Source organism: Gillisella taibaishanensis, assembly GCF_001938985.1.
GTDB lineage: Bacteria > Pseudomonadota > Alphaproteobacteria > Rhizobiales > Rhizobiaceae > Allorhizobium > Allorhizobium taibaishanense.
The window spans coordinates 236,043-249,977 of the sequence record NZ_MKIN01000018.1; the positions used below are offsets into that span (position 1 = coordinate 236,043).

7 protein-coding genes are annotated in these 13,935 nt (G+C 61.5%); 5 read left to right on the top strand and 2 right to left on the bottom strand.

Going from position 1 to position 13,935, the window contains the following annotated elements:
* Positions 1-62 precede the first annotated feature (62 nt).
* Positions 63-1,061 carry an NAD(P)H-quinone oxidoreductase gene (locus tag BJF91_RS03400; RefSeq protein ID WP_075613056.1) on the top strand — a complete coding sequence of 333 codons (999 nt, stop codon included), beginning with the start codon at positions 63-65 and terminating at the stop codon, positions 1,059-1,061.
* Between the two features lie 67 nt (positions 1,062-1,128).
* Here BJF91_RS03400 and BJF91_RS03405 read toward each other — a convergent pair whose 3' ends face one another.
* Both BJF91_RS03405 and BJF91_RS03410 read right to left on the bottom strand, forming a co-directional pair.
* Positions 1,129-1,674 carry a hypothetical protein gene (locus BJF91_RS03405; protein WP_139310568.1) on the bottom strand — a complete coding sequence of 182 codons (546 nt, stop codon included), beginning with the start codon at positions 1,672-1,674 and terminating at the stop codon, positions 1,129-1,131.
* A 17-nt stretch (positions 1,675-1,691) separates the two neighbouring features.
* Positions 1,692-2,981, bottom strand: coding sequence for a YcxB family protein (locus tag BJF91_RS03410; protein WP_075613058.1), 1,290 nt, complete (start codon positions 2,979-2,981; stop codon positions 1,692-1,694).
* A gap of 487 nt (positions 2,982-3,468) precedes the next feature.
* On the opposite strand from BJF91_RS03410, the gene BJF91_RS03415 reads away from it, so the two are divergent.
* The 4 genes from BJF91_RS03415 (at position 3,469) to BJF91_RS03430 (ending at position 13,854) form a co-directional block, all read left to right on the top strand.
* Positions 3,469-5,481: a methyl-accepting chemotaxis protein gene (locus BJF91_RS03415; protein WP_075613059.1), complete on the top strand. Its 2,013-nt coding sequence runs from the start codon at positions 3,469-3,471 to the stop codon at positions 5,479-5,481.
* A 680-nt stretch (positions 5,482-6,161) separates the two neighbouring features.
* Positions 6,162-8,093, top strand: coding sequence for an O-linked N-acetylglucosamine transferase, SPINDLY family protein (locus BJF91_RS25245; RefSeq protein ID WP_075613060.1), 1,932 nt, complete (start codon positions 6,162-6,164; stop codon positions 8,091-8,093).
* Entirely contained in the window at positions 8,090-10,015 is a 1,926-nt protein-coding gene (locus BJF91_RS03425; RefSeq protein WP_075613061.1) for an O-linked N-acetylglucosamine transferase, SPINDLY family protein, read from the top strand. The genes BJF91_RS25245 and BJF91_RS03425 overlap by 4 nt, the downstream gene beginning before the upstream one ends.
* An 80-nt stretch (positions 10,016-10,095) precedes the next feature.
* Positions 10,096-13,854, top strand: a complete 3,759-nt coding sequence (locus tag BJF91_RS03430) for an O-linked N-acetylglucosamine transferase, SPINDLY family protein (RefSeq protein ID WP_075613062.1) — start codon at positions 10,096-10,098, stop codon at positions 13,852-13,854.
* Positions 13,855-13,935 lie beyond the last annotated feature (81 nt).

Consider the following 13,935-nt stretch of genomic DNA (forward strand, 5'->3'; position numbering starts at 1 on the left):
CTTTTCTTTTTGCCTGCCGATCACTAGATAAGGCTGAGGTAGAGTTAGTCCAGGGGCAAACAATGACGCTTCCCACTACGATGCGCTACGTCGATCTTCCGTCCTTCGGCGGACCTGACGTGATGACCATGGCAAGCGGGCCGGTGCCTGCGCCAAAGGCCGGCGAGGTGCTCGTCAAGGTCGAAGCAGCAGGTGTCAACCGGCCCGATGTGGCCCAGCGCCAGGGCAGCTATCCGCCGCCGAAGGACGCAAGTCCCATTCTCGGTCTTGAAGTGGCCGGCACGGTGGTTGCCATCGGCGAAGGCGAGACGGATTATGCCGTCGGCGACAAGGTCTGCGGTCTTGCCAATGGCGGCGGTTACGCCGAATTCTGCACCCTTCCGCAGGGTCAGGTCCTGCCTTGGCCGAAAGGCTATGACGCGGTAAAGGCGGCGGCGCTGCCGGAAACCTTCTTCACCGTCTGGGCCAATCTGTTCCAGATGGCCGGGTTGACCGAAGGCGAGACCGTGTTGATCCATGGCGGCTCGTCCGGCATCGGCACGACGGCCATTCAGCTTGCCAAAGCCTTTGGTGCCGATGTGCTGACCACGGTCGGATCGCAGGCGAAGGCCGAGGCCTGTGTCAAGCTCGGCGCGCGCCGGTCGATCAATTACAAAACCGAGGATTTCGCCGAGGTGGTCAAGGCCGAGACCGACGGCAAGGGTGTCGACATCATTCTCGACATGATCGGTGCGGCCTATTTCGAGAAGAACATCGCCAGCCTTGCCAAGGACGGCTGCCTGTCGATCATCGCCTTTCTCGGCGGCTCCACGGTCGAGAAACTCAACCTCGCGCCCATCATGGTCAAGCGCCTGACGGTGACGGGTTCGACCATGCGCCCGCGCACGGCAAGCGAAAAGCGTGCGATCCGCGACGACCTCGTGGCCAGCGCCTGGCCGCTGCTCGACGCAGGCACGGTCGCGCCCGTCATCCACGGCGTCTTCCCGATCGACAAGGTCGCGGACGCGCATCGGCTGATGGAAGACAGCAGCCATATCGGTAAGATCGTGCTGACGTTGTGATCTGGTTCTGCTCGGCATTCAGCCGGATTGAGACTGCCGAGCAGCCACGATCTTACGTGCTTACAGATCAGGACGGGTTGGCCATGCGGACGCTTTCGAGGATCTGCATGGCCTTCTGATAGCGGACGCTGCCGCGTTCGCAGGTCTTGCAGGTAAAGCGCACACGCCAGCCGTCGATTACGGTATCGGCGAAGAGACCCGATTTCATGTTATGGTGCGCATCGGTTTCGATGATCCACCAATCGCGAGGGCCTATGCGCTGCAATTTAAGGGTTTGGAGCAACTGCGCATCCTGGCTGGTTGAAATCAGCGCCGCCCGCATGCGAAAATATTGACTGGTCGGGCTGTCGTACAGACTGGCAAGGCGCGCTGCATCGTCGGGCCCTTCGATCGGCTTGCCGAAGGCAACGATATGGCAGGTTTCGAGGCTGCGCTCACAGTCCGGCGATATGCATTCAAGTGCAATATACTGGTTGCCGTTATCCTCCTCGCGGCTTTCCTCCTGCCAGTCGTCGGACAGTGTCGCAGTGATGCCGTGACCGATATCAAGCGGGCGAGATTGCGACTGCTGCTCCTGCGCAACGGCGGTCTGCGCAAAAAGAGCAATGGACATAATGATGCCTATGCGAATCATCTTTGCGCTCCCTTTTCGCCCTGTTTTTGATGGAGAAAGACGTTGAAGGCTTCGTGCTGATACGCTGGGATCATCCGCTTCGGGATGGCAAAGACATTGTTGTCACGTGTCATGAACAGCCAATAATCGCGCGTCTCTTCAACCTTGCTCATGCCGGCCCATGGGCAGAATGTCGCCTCATATTTTTCCTGAAGCAGAATACCGTTTTCCGTCCAGGTTATCTTCAAGGCGAGGGCCTTTTGCCGGGCCAGATATTTCTTGCTGAGCCTCTTGGCATGGATTGTTTGCGCCGGCCAGTAGAAGACGAGGTTGATCAGCAGCAGTATCACGGCCATCCCTACCGAGAACGAGATTGTGTTGCTGACGATATCGACATAGAGCGGCCAGGCCACCGAGAGCGGCAGACGGAAGGGGTCGATGACCCAATAGAAGGCCGTGACGGCCGGTATCATCAAGAACCAGCGAAGGCAGGCGATCAGTGTAATCGCCAGGGTAAAGCGGATGATAACAGGTGTGCGGCTGAGCCGTTTGATACGCACGATGAAATCATCCAGTTCGGTCTGGCCTGCGGCAGAATCGATCTCCGCTCCGACCTCGGCGGCAAAAGCCGCGGTCAATGGCATGTAGCGGGGCGTGGTCAGCCGGTCGTCCCGGCCGATACCGGCCTTTTTCGCATCGATCCAGGTCTTGAGAAGTTGACGCTCCCCGGCGTTCAAATCCCGCAGAGGCAGCACGATTTGACCTGATGTCATTGAGGTGATGAACTTGGCATAGCGCTCGTCGATCTCGATCGTGTCGATCTGGGACCAGTCTCTCAGACTGGCAAGCGACCCGAAATGGAAGGCAATGCCGCCTGTTTCGAGCCGATATCGTGCTTCCGGACGATGGTTGAGGATGGTACGCGCGACAAGCAGCCTCAGACGCCAAGCCTGCCGGATGGGCGCCATGACGTGGCGGATGACGATCAGGGCGGAGACCAGCAGCAGAAACAAGACAGTTGGCAGAACCGCCTGCAGGCTGAGTGTATCGAAGAAGGTGAAGATATTGGGCTCATTCGTATTGTCATGCCAAAGCGAGACATACCCGATCACGGTCACGATCCAGATCGCGGGCAAGCCGAATTTCAACAGAACGGGCTTATCGACCAAGCCGACGGAGCTCATCTCGGTCCGAATCTTCTCGACGAGATCGGCTGATTTCAATGGGATGGTTACGTCGAGCGCCTGAATTTCATCATCGAGGGGCGGGCCGGATTCGCGGCTTCGGGAAATTTGCGGAAGTTTCAAATGCCTGTCCCCCACAGCGCGAATGACGCCTCGCGTTCAAGGCAGTCAGCCTGAAATCATTGATGCAACATACAAATCCTAAAACGACCTCCTAACGCACGATATCCGTCATTGTTCCACCATGGCCTGCGACGAAGGCTGGGTTGAACGCGGCTGCCTGGCGGTTCACGTTCGAGGTCCTGCCTATGCGTAAGGCGCCAATCACCGTCCGCGCAATGTATTGCCAGAGAAATGCAACCAAAAGGCTAGGTTTCTCTTCGCGCGAAAACAGGCTGCGCTACACCCTGGGGAAAAGCAGGGGCCGGGTCGAAATTCATATAAGTCAAACACAATCTGCGTCATCCCATGTCGTTTTTTAAGAACTCCTTAAATAAAGTTACGCACTATCCACTTGCTTGTATTGAAGTTTTCTCGGGATTCAGTCGGTTAGCCGTGCAGACCGATCTCAATAGGGCATCGATCTCTACTCCAGGCAAGGATCCCGTTTATGGTGTTCGGCATTACCCGCATCGGTAGCAAATTATCCGTTATGTCCGGCGCGGGCATTTCGCTTGTGCTTGTCGCTTCGCTGGCCAGCTGGTTGCTGGGTCGGTCGGTGGACGACGCTGTGATTCAAGGGCAGGTTCAGTCGGCCATCGCCCGCAACATCGTTGATATGAAGGCTTCGTTGCGCGGCATGGATACCGCCGTCGCCGACATGCGTCTTGCCACCGACGATCAGCAGCGGCAGGATGCGCTTGATTACTTCCAGAAGAGACGCGACTCCGCCGAGAAATATCTGGCCCTGGCCAAGGCCGATATGCGCCTGCCCGCCAATCAGCAACGCGCCGCACGGACCGCCGAACTGATTGCCAATTACGCGACGGCTGTGCAGCAGCTCAAATCGGCCTCCGCCAATCCCCCCAAGGATCTGGCGCCGATCATCGGGCCTATGAAGAAGATGAGCGATGAACTGGCGTCTCTGGTCGACGAGACCGTGGTTGTCGTCAAGCAGAAGGTCGAAGACGCCAACCAGGAGCGTCTCTCCCTACAGAATACCGCCTCGACCATCACGCTGTGTCTGTCCGGCTTGCTCGTGCTGCTGATGATCGGCTCGGCGATTTTCGGACGCCGGGCGATTGCCGCGCCCATCGGGCGCATTACCGATTGCATGGAAGACCTTGCTAAGGGCGACCTGTTGCGCACCATCCCCTATGCCGACAACAAGGATGAGATCGGCGACATGGCCCGCGCCGTTCTGGTTTTCAAGCAGAATGCCGAGAAGGTCCGCGACCTCAATGCCCAGGAGGCGGCGCTGCAGGAGCAGAACGCCGATCTGCAGAGCAATATTTCTCAAGTGGTTTCGGCCGCCGTTGCCGGCGATTTCTCCGCCCGCATTCGCAAGAACTATGAAAACGAGGACCTGAACCGCTTTGCCGCAGGCGTCAACGAACTGGTGACCTCCGTCGATCTCGGTGTGGCCGAGACCAACCGCGTCGTCGCCGCGCTGGCCCAAGGCGACCTCACCGAGGAAATGCGCGGTGAGTTCAAGGGCGTCTTCTTCAATCTTCAGACCAATATGAACGCGACGATGGCAAGCCTGCGGGCCGTCATGCTGGAAGTCCGTGCTGCCATCGACACGATCAATTCTGGCGCCGGCGAGTTGCGCCACGCCTCCTCAGACCTTTCCAAACGCACGGAACAGCAGGCGGCCTCGCTCGAGGAAACGGCAGCAGCGCTCGAGGAAATCACGTCTGCGGTGAAAAGCTCCACCGATCGCTCGGCCGAGGCGGCGACTATGGTGTCGCAGGCGCGCCAGAGCACCGACCATTCGCATGAAGTGGTCAAGAACACCGTGTCTGCCATGGAACGCATCGAGCAGGCCTCCAACGAGATCGGCAATATCATCAACGTCATCGACGAGATCGCCTTCCAAACCAACCTTCTTGCCTTGAATGCGGGCGTTGAAGCGGCGCGCGCGGGCGAAGCCGGCAAGGGCTTTGCCGTTGTCGCCCAGGAAGTGCGCGAACTGGCCCAGCGTTCGGCAACGGCGGCCAAGGACATCAAGACGCTGATCACCCGCTCGCGCACCGAAGTGGCCGGCGGCGTGGCGCTGGTCACCGAGACCGGCGATGTGCTCGGCACGATCGGCGGTCATGTCGTCAAGCTCAACGAACATATCAAGTCGATTGCGCTTGCCGCGACAGAACAGGCAACCGGCCTCTCCGAAGTCAATTCCGCCGTCAACGAGATGGATCAGACCACCCAGCAGAATGCCGCCATGGTGGAGGAAACCACCGCCGCCACCAGCAAGCTGGCCGACGAGGCGAGCAACCTTGCCAATCTGCTGTCGCGCTTCCGGCTGCAGGCCGGCACGGATCTTCCGTCTCGGGCGTCAGCGCGTCCTTCTTCGGCGGCCCGGCCGGCAGACCGGGCAAGTCCACGCGGCGGCCGCAGACCGGCATTGGCAGGTCAGGGCAGTGCAGCCGTTGCGGTGCGCAGCGACTGGGAAGAGTTTTGAGGCGGAGGCCACAAAAGGACCGGTCTCGGAAAAAATTCGAGATCTTTCAGTTCCCGCTTGAATTTATGAAAATCTCGATTACCTTATAAGCATGTTCAACGTAACGAAAGGAAGGTGATCCAATGTCTAGTGAGCTTATGGTCTCTACGGCAGGCTTTGGTAAGGTGATGATCGGAAAGGGGCAGCCCTCGATCTGATCCCGTCTTCCTTCGGTGGCGTGTTGCTACCGGGTTTGCTTATGAGACTTGGTCTCATGGAAGGGTCGCGAGAGCGACCCTTTTTTGTTGCCTGTTTTCCGCCACTCTTTGCTCTATCCGAACTTCGCTCCAGTTCCGCGCAAACTCCCGGACCTACGGTATCGTGCGTTTTATCGAACGCACATAAGATGCTGTAGCAATTTACATTTGCGGCATGATTTTCTCCTCAAATCGATTTCGATTTAGGATTTATGCAGTAGGAGCAAGGCGCATGCTGCCTGAGCTGTGCCGTGGCCGTGGCCGAGGGTTTTGGTTTGGGAACACATGCGACCGAACAGCTTGGCGTATGACCCCGGTCTTAGGTCTTGCGGCGCGCTGTAGCGGGCCGGGTTCGTCGCGATATTGGGTTCCGCTTCGGGCGTTTGCAGGGCGCGACCGTGAGCCAGGGGCGGCAATTCGAACCTGTGGCGTGGGAGTGATCGCTTGACCAGCTTGGAAACGGTTATATCGGCCTATCAGAACGGCGATCCCAGCGAGGTCCTCGTTCTGGCCGGAAAGGCTGTCGAACACGATCCGCTGCGTATCAGCCATCTTGATTTCATCACCGCCTCCGCACTGCTGAAGCTTGGGCGCCTGCGTGAGGCCGCGGAGGCCTTTGCGAAGGTCGGACGCAGTGTGTCGCCAAAGGCGGATGAGTGCCTGGCGATTGCCGTGACGCTGCTGTTTTCCGAACGCGCCTTCGAGCGTGTCGCCGACCTGCTCGATGATGTCGAAAGCCGGCTCTCGACCGATGCCGGTGTGGTTTTCAAACTGGTGAAATCGTTGGCCGAGCTTGGCCGGTTGCCGCAAGCGCATGCCATTATCGGCGGGCTCGATTGCGACCAGCGCCCGCATCTCGATCTGCTGATCGGCTTCCTGCAGGCGACCAAGGACGATGTCGACCGGCAATATGCCATCCTGCTCGCCAATGCGGCGCGCTATCCCGACAATGCTTTCGTGCTCTCGGCGCTGTCGATGCGCGCCATGGAGCGCTGCGATTTTCTCGTGCAGGATCATTTCGCGGCCCGGCTGCGCGAGCCAGGCTTCGGCGAGCGCCTGGCGAGATTCGAAATGGGCTGGGCGCGATTGGTGCGCTCGGATGACGAGCGCGAGCTGGCTGCGCCGTCTTTCGCCGCACTCGAGGTGATGCGTCATGCCGCGCTATCGGGCGAGCGGGTCCGCCGCCGCCCGGTCCGACCTGACGGCCGTCTGTGCATCGCCTATTTTTCCAGCGATTTTCGTTTGCATGCAACCATGACCCTGTTTGAGGACGTGCTGCTGCGCCATGACCGCAGCCGGTTCGAGATCATCCTGCTTTGCTACTCGCCCGAGGGGGCGGAGATCTATCAGGAAAACTGGCCGGAAGCGCTGCGGTCTTGCGTCATTCGCGTGCGCGACATGACGAGCGAGGCGATCCAGGAAACGATCCGCACCCGCAACGTGGATATTCTTGTCGACCTGCACGGACATACGGCGCGGGCGCGGCTCGACGTCGTCGACCGCTGCGACGCGCCGATCAAGGTAACCTATCTCGGCTTTCCCGGCACGGTCGCTGGCGTCGATCTCGATTACGCCATCACCGACCGGATCGTCACGCCCGATAGCAGCAAGCCGCACTTTCACGAAAAGCTCTGCCGGCTGCCCGAAACCTATCAGGCCAACAGCCTCTCCGGCCGCACCTGGCAGAGGCCGGCAGCGCGCGCGGCGGTGGGCCTGCCGCAGGACTGTTTCCTGTTTGGCTCCTTCAATGCCACGCAGAAGATCGACCGACAGGCCGTGATCCTCTGGTCTCGGGTCCTCGATGGTGTGCCGGGCTCGCTGCTCGCCATCCATTGCGCCCGCCCTGTCACGGCCGACAATCTCCGCTTCGCCTTCAAGCGCCAGGGCATCGCTGCCGATCGGCTGGTATTTTTTGGCAACTGCGACCATCCAACCTTTCTCGCCCGGATGTCGGCGACCGATCTGGTGCTCGATACCTTCATCTACAACGGCCATACCACGACGTCTGACGCGCTCTGGGCAGGCGTTCCGGTGCTGACAAAAAAGGGCAGGGCCTTTGCCGGTCGGGTCTCGGAAAGCCTGCTTGGCGCGGTTGGTTTGCCTGAGCTTGTCGCTGATGATGGCGACGATTTCGTCGCCCGGGCCGTCGATCTCGCCCACCATCCAGACAAGCTTGCGGCGCTGAAGGCGAGGCTTGGCGAGCAATTGCCGATCGCGCCGCTGTTCGACAGCGAGCGTTTTACCCGCCATCTGGAACACGCCTATGAGATGATGGCCGAGCGGGCGAGGGCTGGGCTTGGCCCTGATCATATCGACGTGCCGGCCCTGCCGTCGCGCACGGAGCCGTTTTTTGTTGCTGATGGAGCCGATCCATGACTGGCCCTATGACAGGCCCCGCAACAAGCCTTGAGGCAGCGATTGCGGCCTACAAGGCCGGCGATCTCCAGGCGGCGCTGGCTACGGCACAGGCTGTCGCCGCCCGCCTGACGCCGCAGCGCGCCATGGCCCATGCGCTCGCCGGCAATATTCTGGTCAAGCTGGGCGACAAGAAAGCCGCCGCGAAAGCCTTTGAGCAGGCAGCCAATGCCAACCCAAGTGAGGCCGCGACCTTTCTAAAGCTCGCCGCTGCCTTGTTTTCCCAGGCTGGCGAGATGGACGAGATCAGCCGCATCGGCCTTCAGGCTGCACTGCTCAACCATGGGGACAAGGCGTTCGTCTTTACCATGGCGCAAGCGCTGATCGCACCCTGGGACAAAGCCGCCCGCGCAGCGGTGGTGCAGCTGATCCCTTATCTCGATCGGTCGAGCGCTCCGGCGATGGTCTTTGCCGCCGGCTTGCTGCGGGCCAATTGGCAGCTGGAGCCGCTGAAAGCACTGCTGGACGAATGCCGGCAGACGCTGCCGGATGATGTCGGTCTCGAGGGCCTGCGCTTTCATGCCGCCCACGATATGGTCGATCTCGAGACGATCAGCCGACATCAGGCGCTCGCCCAAAACCCTGACGATCCCTATACTGTAGCCCTTCTCGCCCATGAACCGGCGCTGGTGCGGCTGCTGTGGTGCGAGGACGAGGCGTTGCAGGCAAAGCCTGTGCGCGAGCATCTGGCACTCGTCGAAAGTTATGCGGCCCGGCCGCCGCGCCGGCGCATGTCGGCGCAGGATGAGCGCCTGCATATCGGCTATCTCTCCAGTGATTTCCACGCGCATGCGACGATGACGCTGTTTCTCGACAGCCTTGTCGCCCATGACCGTGACCGTTTCCGCATCAGCCTGTTCTGCCACACGGCCGAAGCTCATCTTGCCGATCAGCAGGCTATGCCACCCGTGTTGCGCGGCGAACTCGTCGGCTTGCGCAACCTGTCGGACGCAGAGGCTGCTGCCGAGATCGATACGCGCGGCGTCGATATCCTCGTCGACCTCAAGGGCCATACGCCGGGCGCGCGGCTCGGCATCGTCAATCTCTCGTCTGCACCGGTCAAGGCCACCTATCTCGGTTTTCCCGGCCCGGTCTCCGGCGTCGATCTCGACTATGTGTTGAGCGACCGGATCGTCACGCCAGACAGCGCGGCTGACTTCTACACCGAGAAATTCTGCCGCCTGCCGGACAGCTATCAGGCCAATAGCGCTGCCAGCCGGCCACAGCCGAAGCCCGCCCGCCGCAGCGATCACGGCCTGCATGATGATGCCTTTGTTTTTGCCTCCTTCAACGGTGTTCAGAAGATCACGCCGCAAACGCTGGCGCTCTGGCTGCGGGTGCTGCATGCCGTTCCCGGCAGCCTGATCTGGGTCCTCTGCCCGGAGCTTTTCGCCCGCGACAACTTGCGTGCAGCCTTGGCCAAAGGCGGCATCGATCCCGCCCGGATGGTGTTTGCGGGACGGACGGATTACGGCGAGCATGTCCACCGCCTGCCGCTTGCCGATCTCGCACTCGACACCTTTCCTTATAACGGCCACACCACGACATCGGACATGCTCTGGACCGGCCTGCCCGTGCTGACCAAGCGCGGCACCTGCTTTGCGGCGCGGGTGTCACAGAGCCTGCTGACGGCTGTTGGCCTGCCCGAACTGGTGGCTGAAGACGAGGCGGATTTCGTGCGTCTGGCCGCCAAACTTGCCGGCGAACCGGCCCGCATGGCCGCGCTGAAACGCCATCTCGTTGCGGCACGCGGCACCGCGCCGCTGTTTGACAGCACGCGCTTCACGCGCCATCTGGAACGAGCCTATCAGGCGATGGCTGCCCGCGCCCGCGCCGGTCTGGCTCCTGATCATATCGACGTCGAGGCCATCGATGCGGGATGAGATTGCTGCAGACAAGGCTCGGGCAATCATGGTGGCTGACATGTCACCTTTGATGACAGAGACAGGTGGCGCGGCACGGCATGGCTGACAATATCAATCTGGCGCTCGATGCCTACAAGCGCGGCGCCTTTGAAGAAGCGCTGCATCACGCCCGGGCCGCAGCCACGTCGATCGACGAGGCCGGCAAGGCGGAAATGCTGAGCGCCAACATCCATCTGAAGCTCGGCCAGAAGCTCGCCGCTGCCGAGGCCTTTACCCGCGCCGCCGAGCATATTGCGGAAAAGCGAGCCGAATTCCTGACCTTCGCCGCTCGGCTTTACCTCACCGAGCGACGCGCCGACCGGCTGGCAGATATTGCCGTTGAAGTCGGCCACGCCAATGCCGGCGATGCCGCCTTGATCCTCGACATGGCGCAGATGCTGCTCGGCGCCGGCTTGCATCCCGTTCTCGACGCTCTGGTGCCGCTGCTCGATCTCAGCAATAACTGGCATTTCCAGGTGATCATCAATCACTACCAGCTGACGCGCAAACCCGGCAAACTGAAGCCGTTGATCGAGGCGCGTTACCGCGAGACGCCGGAAGACAGTTTTGTCGCCACCAATTATTTCCTGTTCTGCCGCTCCAGCCTTTATCTGCCTGCAACGCGGCAATGGCAGGAGATCGTCAGCGACCCCGAAAATAGGCTGGTCGCCGAAATCCTCTACCGCGACCAGCCGCTGTCGCGCTGCTACTGGAGCGACGATCCGGCTGTGTTGAACGGCCCTTCCGGCGCCATCGACAATTTCCGCAACAAGCTCGGCACGGCCGTTCCCAGCGGCGACACGCCTCGCCGCGGCATCCGCCCGGCCGGTGAGCGGCTGCGGATCGGCTATCTCTCGTCGGATTATACCGTCCACGCGACGATGTATCTGCTCTACGATGTCTTCGTTGCCCATGACCGCAGCCGCTACGACATCACCTTTTTCTGCCAGACGCCTGCCGGCCAGGCGCAGGTGCAGAAGACCTGGGATGCCCAGCTGCAGGCGGAAATCGTGCCGGTACGCGGCATGAGCCATGAAGAGGTCGCGCAGGAAATCAGCCGGCGCGGCATTGATATTCTCGTCGACTTGAAGGGCCATACCGCCGGCCATCTGCTTGGAGCGACAGTTCTCTCGGATGCGCCGGTCAAGGCCACCTGGATCGGCTATCCCGGCTCGGTGCGCGGTGCTGATCTCGATTATCACATCACCGATCCGATCGTGACGCCTGATAGCGCCAGGCCCTGGTTCGAGGAAAAGCTCTGCCGGTTGCCGGACACCTATCAAGGCAACTGCAGCCGCACCAAGCCGCAGCTGAAGCCGGTCAGCCGCGCCGATCAGGGGCTGCCGCAGGACGCCTTCGTCTTCGCCTCCTTCAACTCTCCGGCCAAGATCAGCCCGCAGACGGTGGATCTCTGGGTGCGGGTGCTGAAGGCCGTGCCCGAGAGCTTGCTCTGGATCCTGGCCTCGGGTCCGCTGCTCCAGGAGAATTTCGCCACCGAATGCGTACGGCTCGGCATTGACCGGGAGCGCGTGATCTTTGCCGAAGGTGCCGATTACCCTGATCACGTCAGCCGGGTGGGACTTGCCGATCTCGCGCTCGATACCTTTCCCTACAACGGCCATACGACGACGTCCGACCTGCTCTGGGGCGGCTTGCCTGTTTTGACCAAGCGCGGTCAAACATTTGCCTCGCGCGTCTCCGAAAGCCTGCTCACCGCCATCGGCCTGCCGGATCTGGTGGCTGAGGACGAAGACGATTTTGTCGCGAAAGCCGTAGATTTCGCCGCGCATCCGCACAAGATTGCAGCGCTGAAACAGCGGTTGGCCGAAAACCGCCGCATCGCGCCACTGTTCGACACCGACCGCTTCACGCGCCATCTCGAACGCGCCTACGACATGATGGCCGAGCGGTCGCGGGCAGGGCTCGCTCCAGATCATATCGACGTGCCGGCACTGCCGCCGAGGCAGACGCCGTTCCTGGCAGAGAGCCTGCCGGAGCAACTGCTGTCGATGGCTGCCACACTAGACCCGGCATCGGCCTTAACCGCCATCGCCGCCGCCTATCGTCACCGCGACCATGCCGGGATCCTGACGTTGATGTCGCAGCTGGAAGCGGGCGGACAGATGGACGACGTGCCGGTGGCGATTGCCGCCATGATGGCCGAAGCCCATGACTGGGCGGCAAAGCAGGGCGCGGCAAAGCAAAGAGAGGTGGGGCCGCAGCAAAGCAGCCAAGCCGAGAAGGCCGCCGCCCTCTATGCCGCCGCCGCCATGGCGCCCGGCGACGGCGTGCCGGAGCCGGCCCGCCTGCTGCTGCTCGAGCGGGCCATGCAGCTCTATGACCGGAAGCTGGCCGAAGGCGGGGCCATCCACCTCACCGGCTATGAGGTGGCGCGCCGGCTGTTTGCCGCAAAGCCCGATCATCAGCGCGCCTATCTCTACCAGCGCCACGCCATGCGGCAGATGGCTGCCATAGAAGACCTCAGGACCGCCAACGCGCTCGCTTTCGACAAACTCTGCGCCGGCGACGGCTTCTTCCGTCGCAACGAGCTATTGGTCGATACTGTCGTCTGGTGCGCAGACGAGGCCGTCAGTGCGACGATCGATGTCAGCCGCCTCTACCAGCCCTTCGACGCGGCGATGCGCGACACGCGTCGTGCCCGCCCGCATCTCTACGGCGACAGGATCAGGCTCGGCTATCTCCTCCCGGATCTCCATGCAGATCAGCCTTTGGCACGGGCGCTGCGCAGCGTTTGTGCCCGGCACGATCCCGCGCGGTTCGAGGTGATGCTGTTCAGCATCGCCCGCCGACCGTTGACGCCGCAGGAAATGCAATGGTCTGAGGGATTGGTGCGCGAAGGGCTCGGAAGGCTTATTCCGCTCGGCCATCTGCCGCTCGGCGCTGCCGTCAAGGCAATCCGGGCTGAAGGCGTCGATGTGCTCATCGATCTCAGCGGCCCGACATCGGGCGGCTGGCCGGAACTGGTCAATAGCGGCCCGGCGCCGGTGCAGGTGGCCTATATGGGCTTTTCCGGCTCCGGCCTCGGCATTGATTGCGATTATGTCATCGGCGACCATTTCGTCACACCGCCTGCTAGCGCCGTCCACTACCACGAGGCGTTCTGCCGCCTGCCGGAAAGCTACTGGCTCATCGATGGCAGCGATCGGTTGAAGCCGCCCGTGCTGAGCCGTGCCGATCTCGGGCTTGCGGATGGTTTGCTGTTTGGCGCCTTCACCGATCTGCGCAAGCTCTCGCCTGAGAGTATCGATCTCTGGTCGGCGGTTCTGGCCCGCGTGCCCGAGGCAAAGCTGCTGCTGACCCGTGCCAATCCACTGCAGGAGCGCAATCTTCTGGGCAGTTTTGCTCGCAATGGCATCGGTGCAGACCGGATCGTGTTCGGCGCCCGCCTTGATGAGGCGGGTGAACTGGCGCGGATGGCCGTCTGCGATCTCGGTCTCGACAGCACGCCTTATAACGGTCATGCCTCGAGTGCCGACATGCTCTTTGCCGGCCTGCCGGTGCTGACCCTGAAGGGTACGCATTTCGCCTCGCGCACCAGCGAGAGCTTGCTCAACGCGGCGGGGCTGCCTGATCTCGTAGCGCAGACCGCGCAGGATTACGTCGAGCTTGCCGTGCATCTGGCGCGGGCGCCGGACGCACTGGCTGCGCTGCGCTCAAGGCTGGCGGCTGGGCGCGCCGTGGCGCCGCTGTTTGATATCGGGCGATCCGTCCGGCATCTGGAGCGCGGTTTCGAGATGATGGTGGCGCGGGCAAGGGCTGGGCTTGCGCCCGATCATATCGATGTGCCGGCCCTTTAGAGATTTCGTTTGAAAGCGAACAGGCATAAAGGCTTGTCTCTTCAAGCATGCCGTCGCATTGTGCTGCACAATTCCTTAAAC

Coding starts and splice junctions, on each gene's coding strand:
- BJF91_RS03400 (WP_075613056.1), top strand. CDS start 63: ATGACGCTTCCCACTACGATGCGCTACGTCGATCTTCCGTCCTTCGGC.
- BJF91_RS03405 (WP_139310568.1), bottom strand. CDS start 1,674: ATGTCCATTGCTCTTTTTGCGCAGACCGCCGTTGCGCAGGAGCAGCAG.
- BJF91_RS03415 (WP_075613059.1), top strand. CDS start 3,469: ATGGTGTTCGGCATTACCCGCATCGGTAGCAAATTATCCGTTATGTCC.
- BJF91_RS03425 (WP_075613061.1), top strand. CDS start 8,090: ATGACTGGCCCTATGACAGGCCCCGCAACAAGCCTTGAGGCAGCGATT.
- BJF91_RS03430 (WP_075613062.1), top strand. CDS start 10,096: ATGGCTGACAATATCAATCTGGCGCTCGATGCCTACAAGCGCGGCGCC.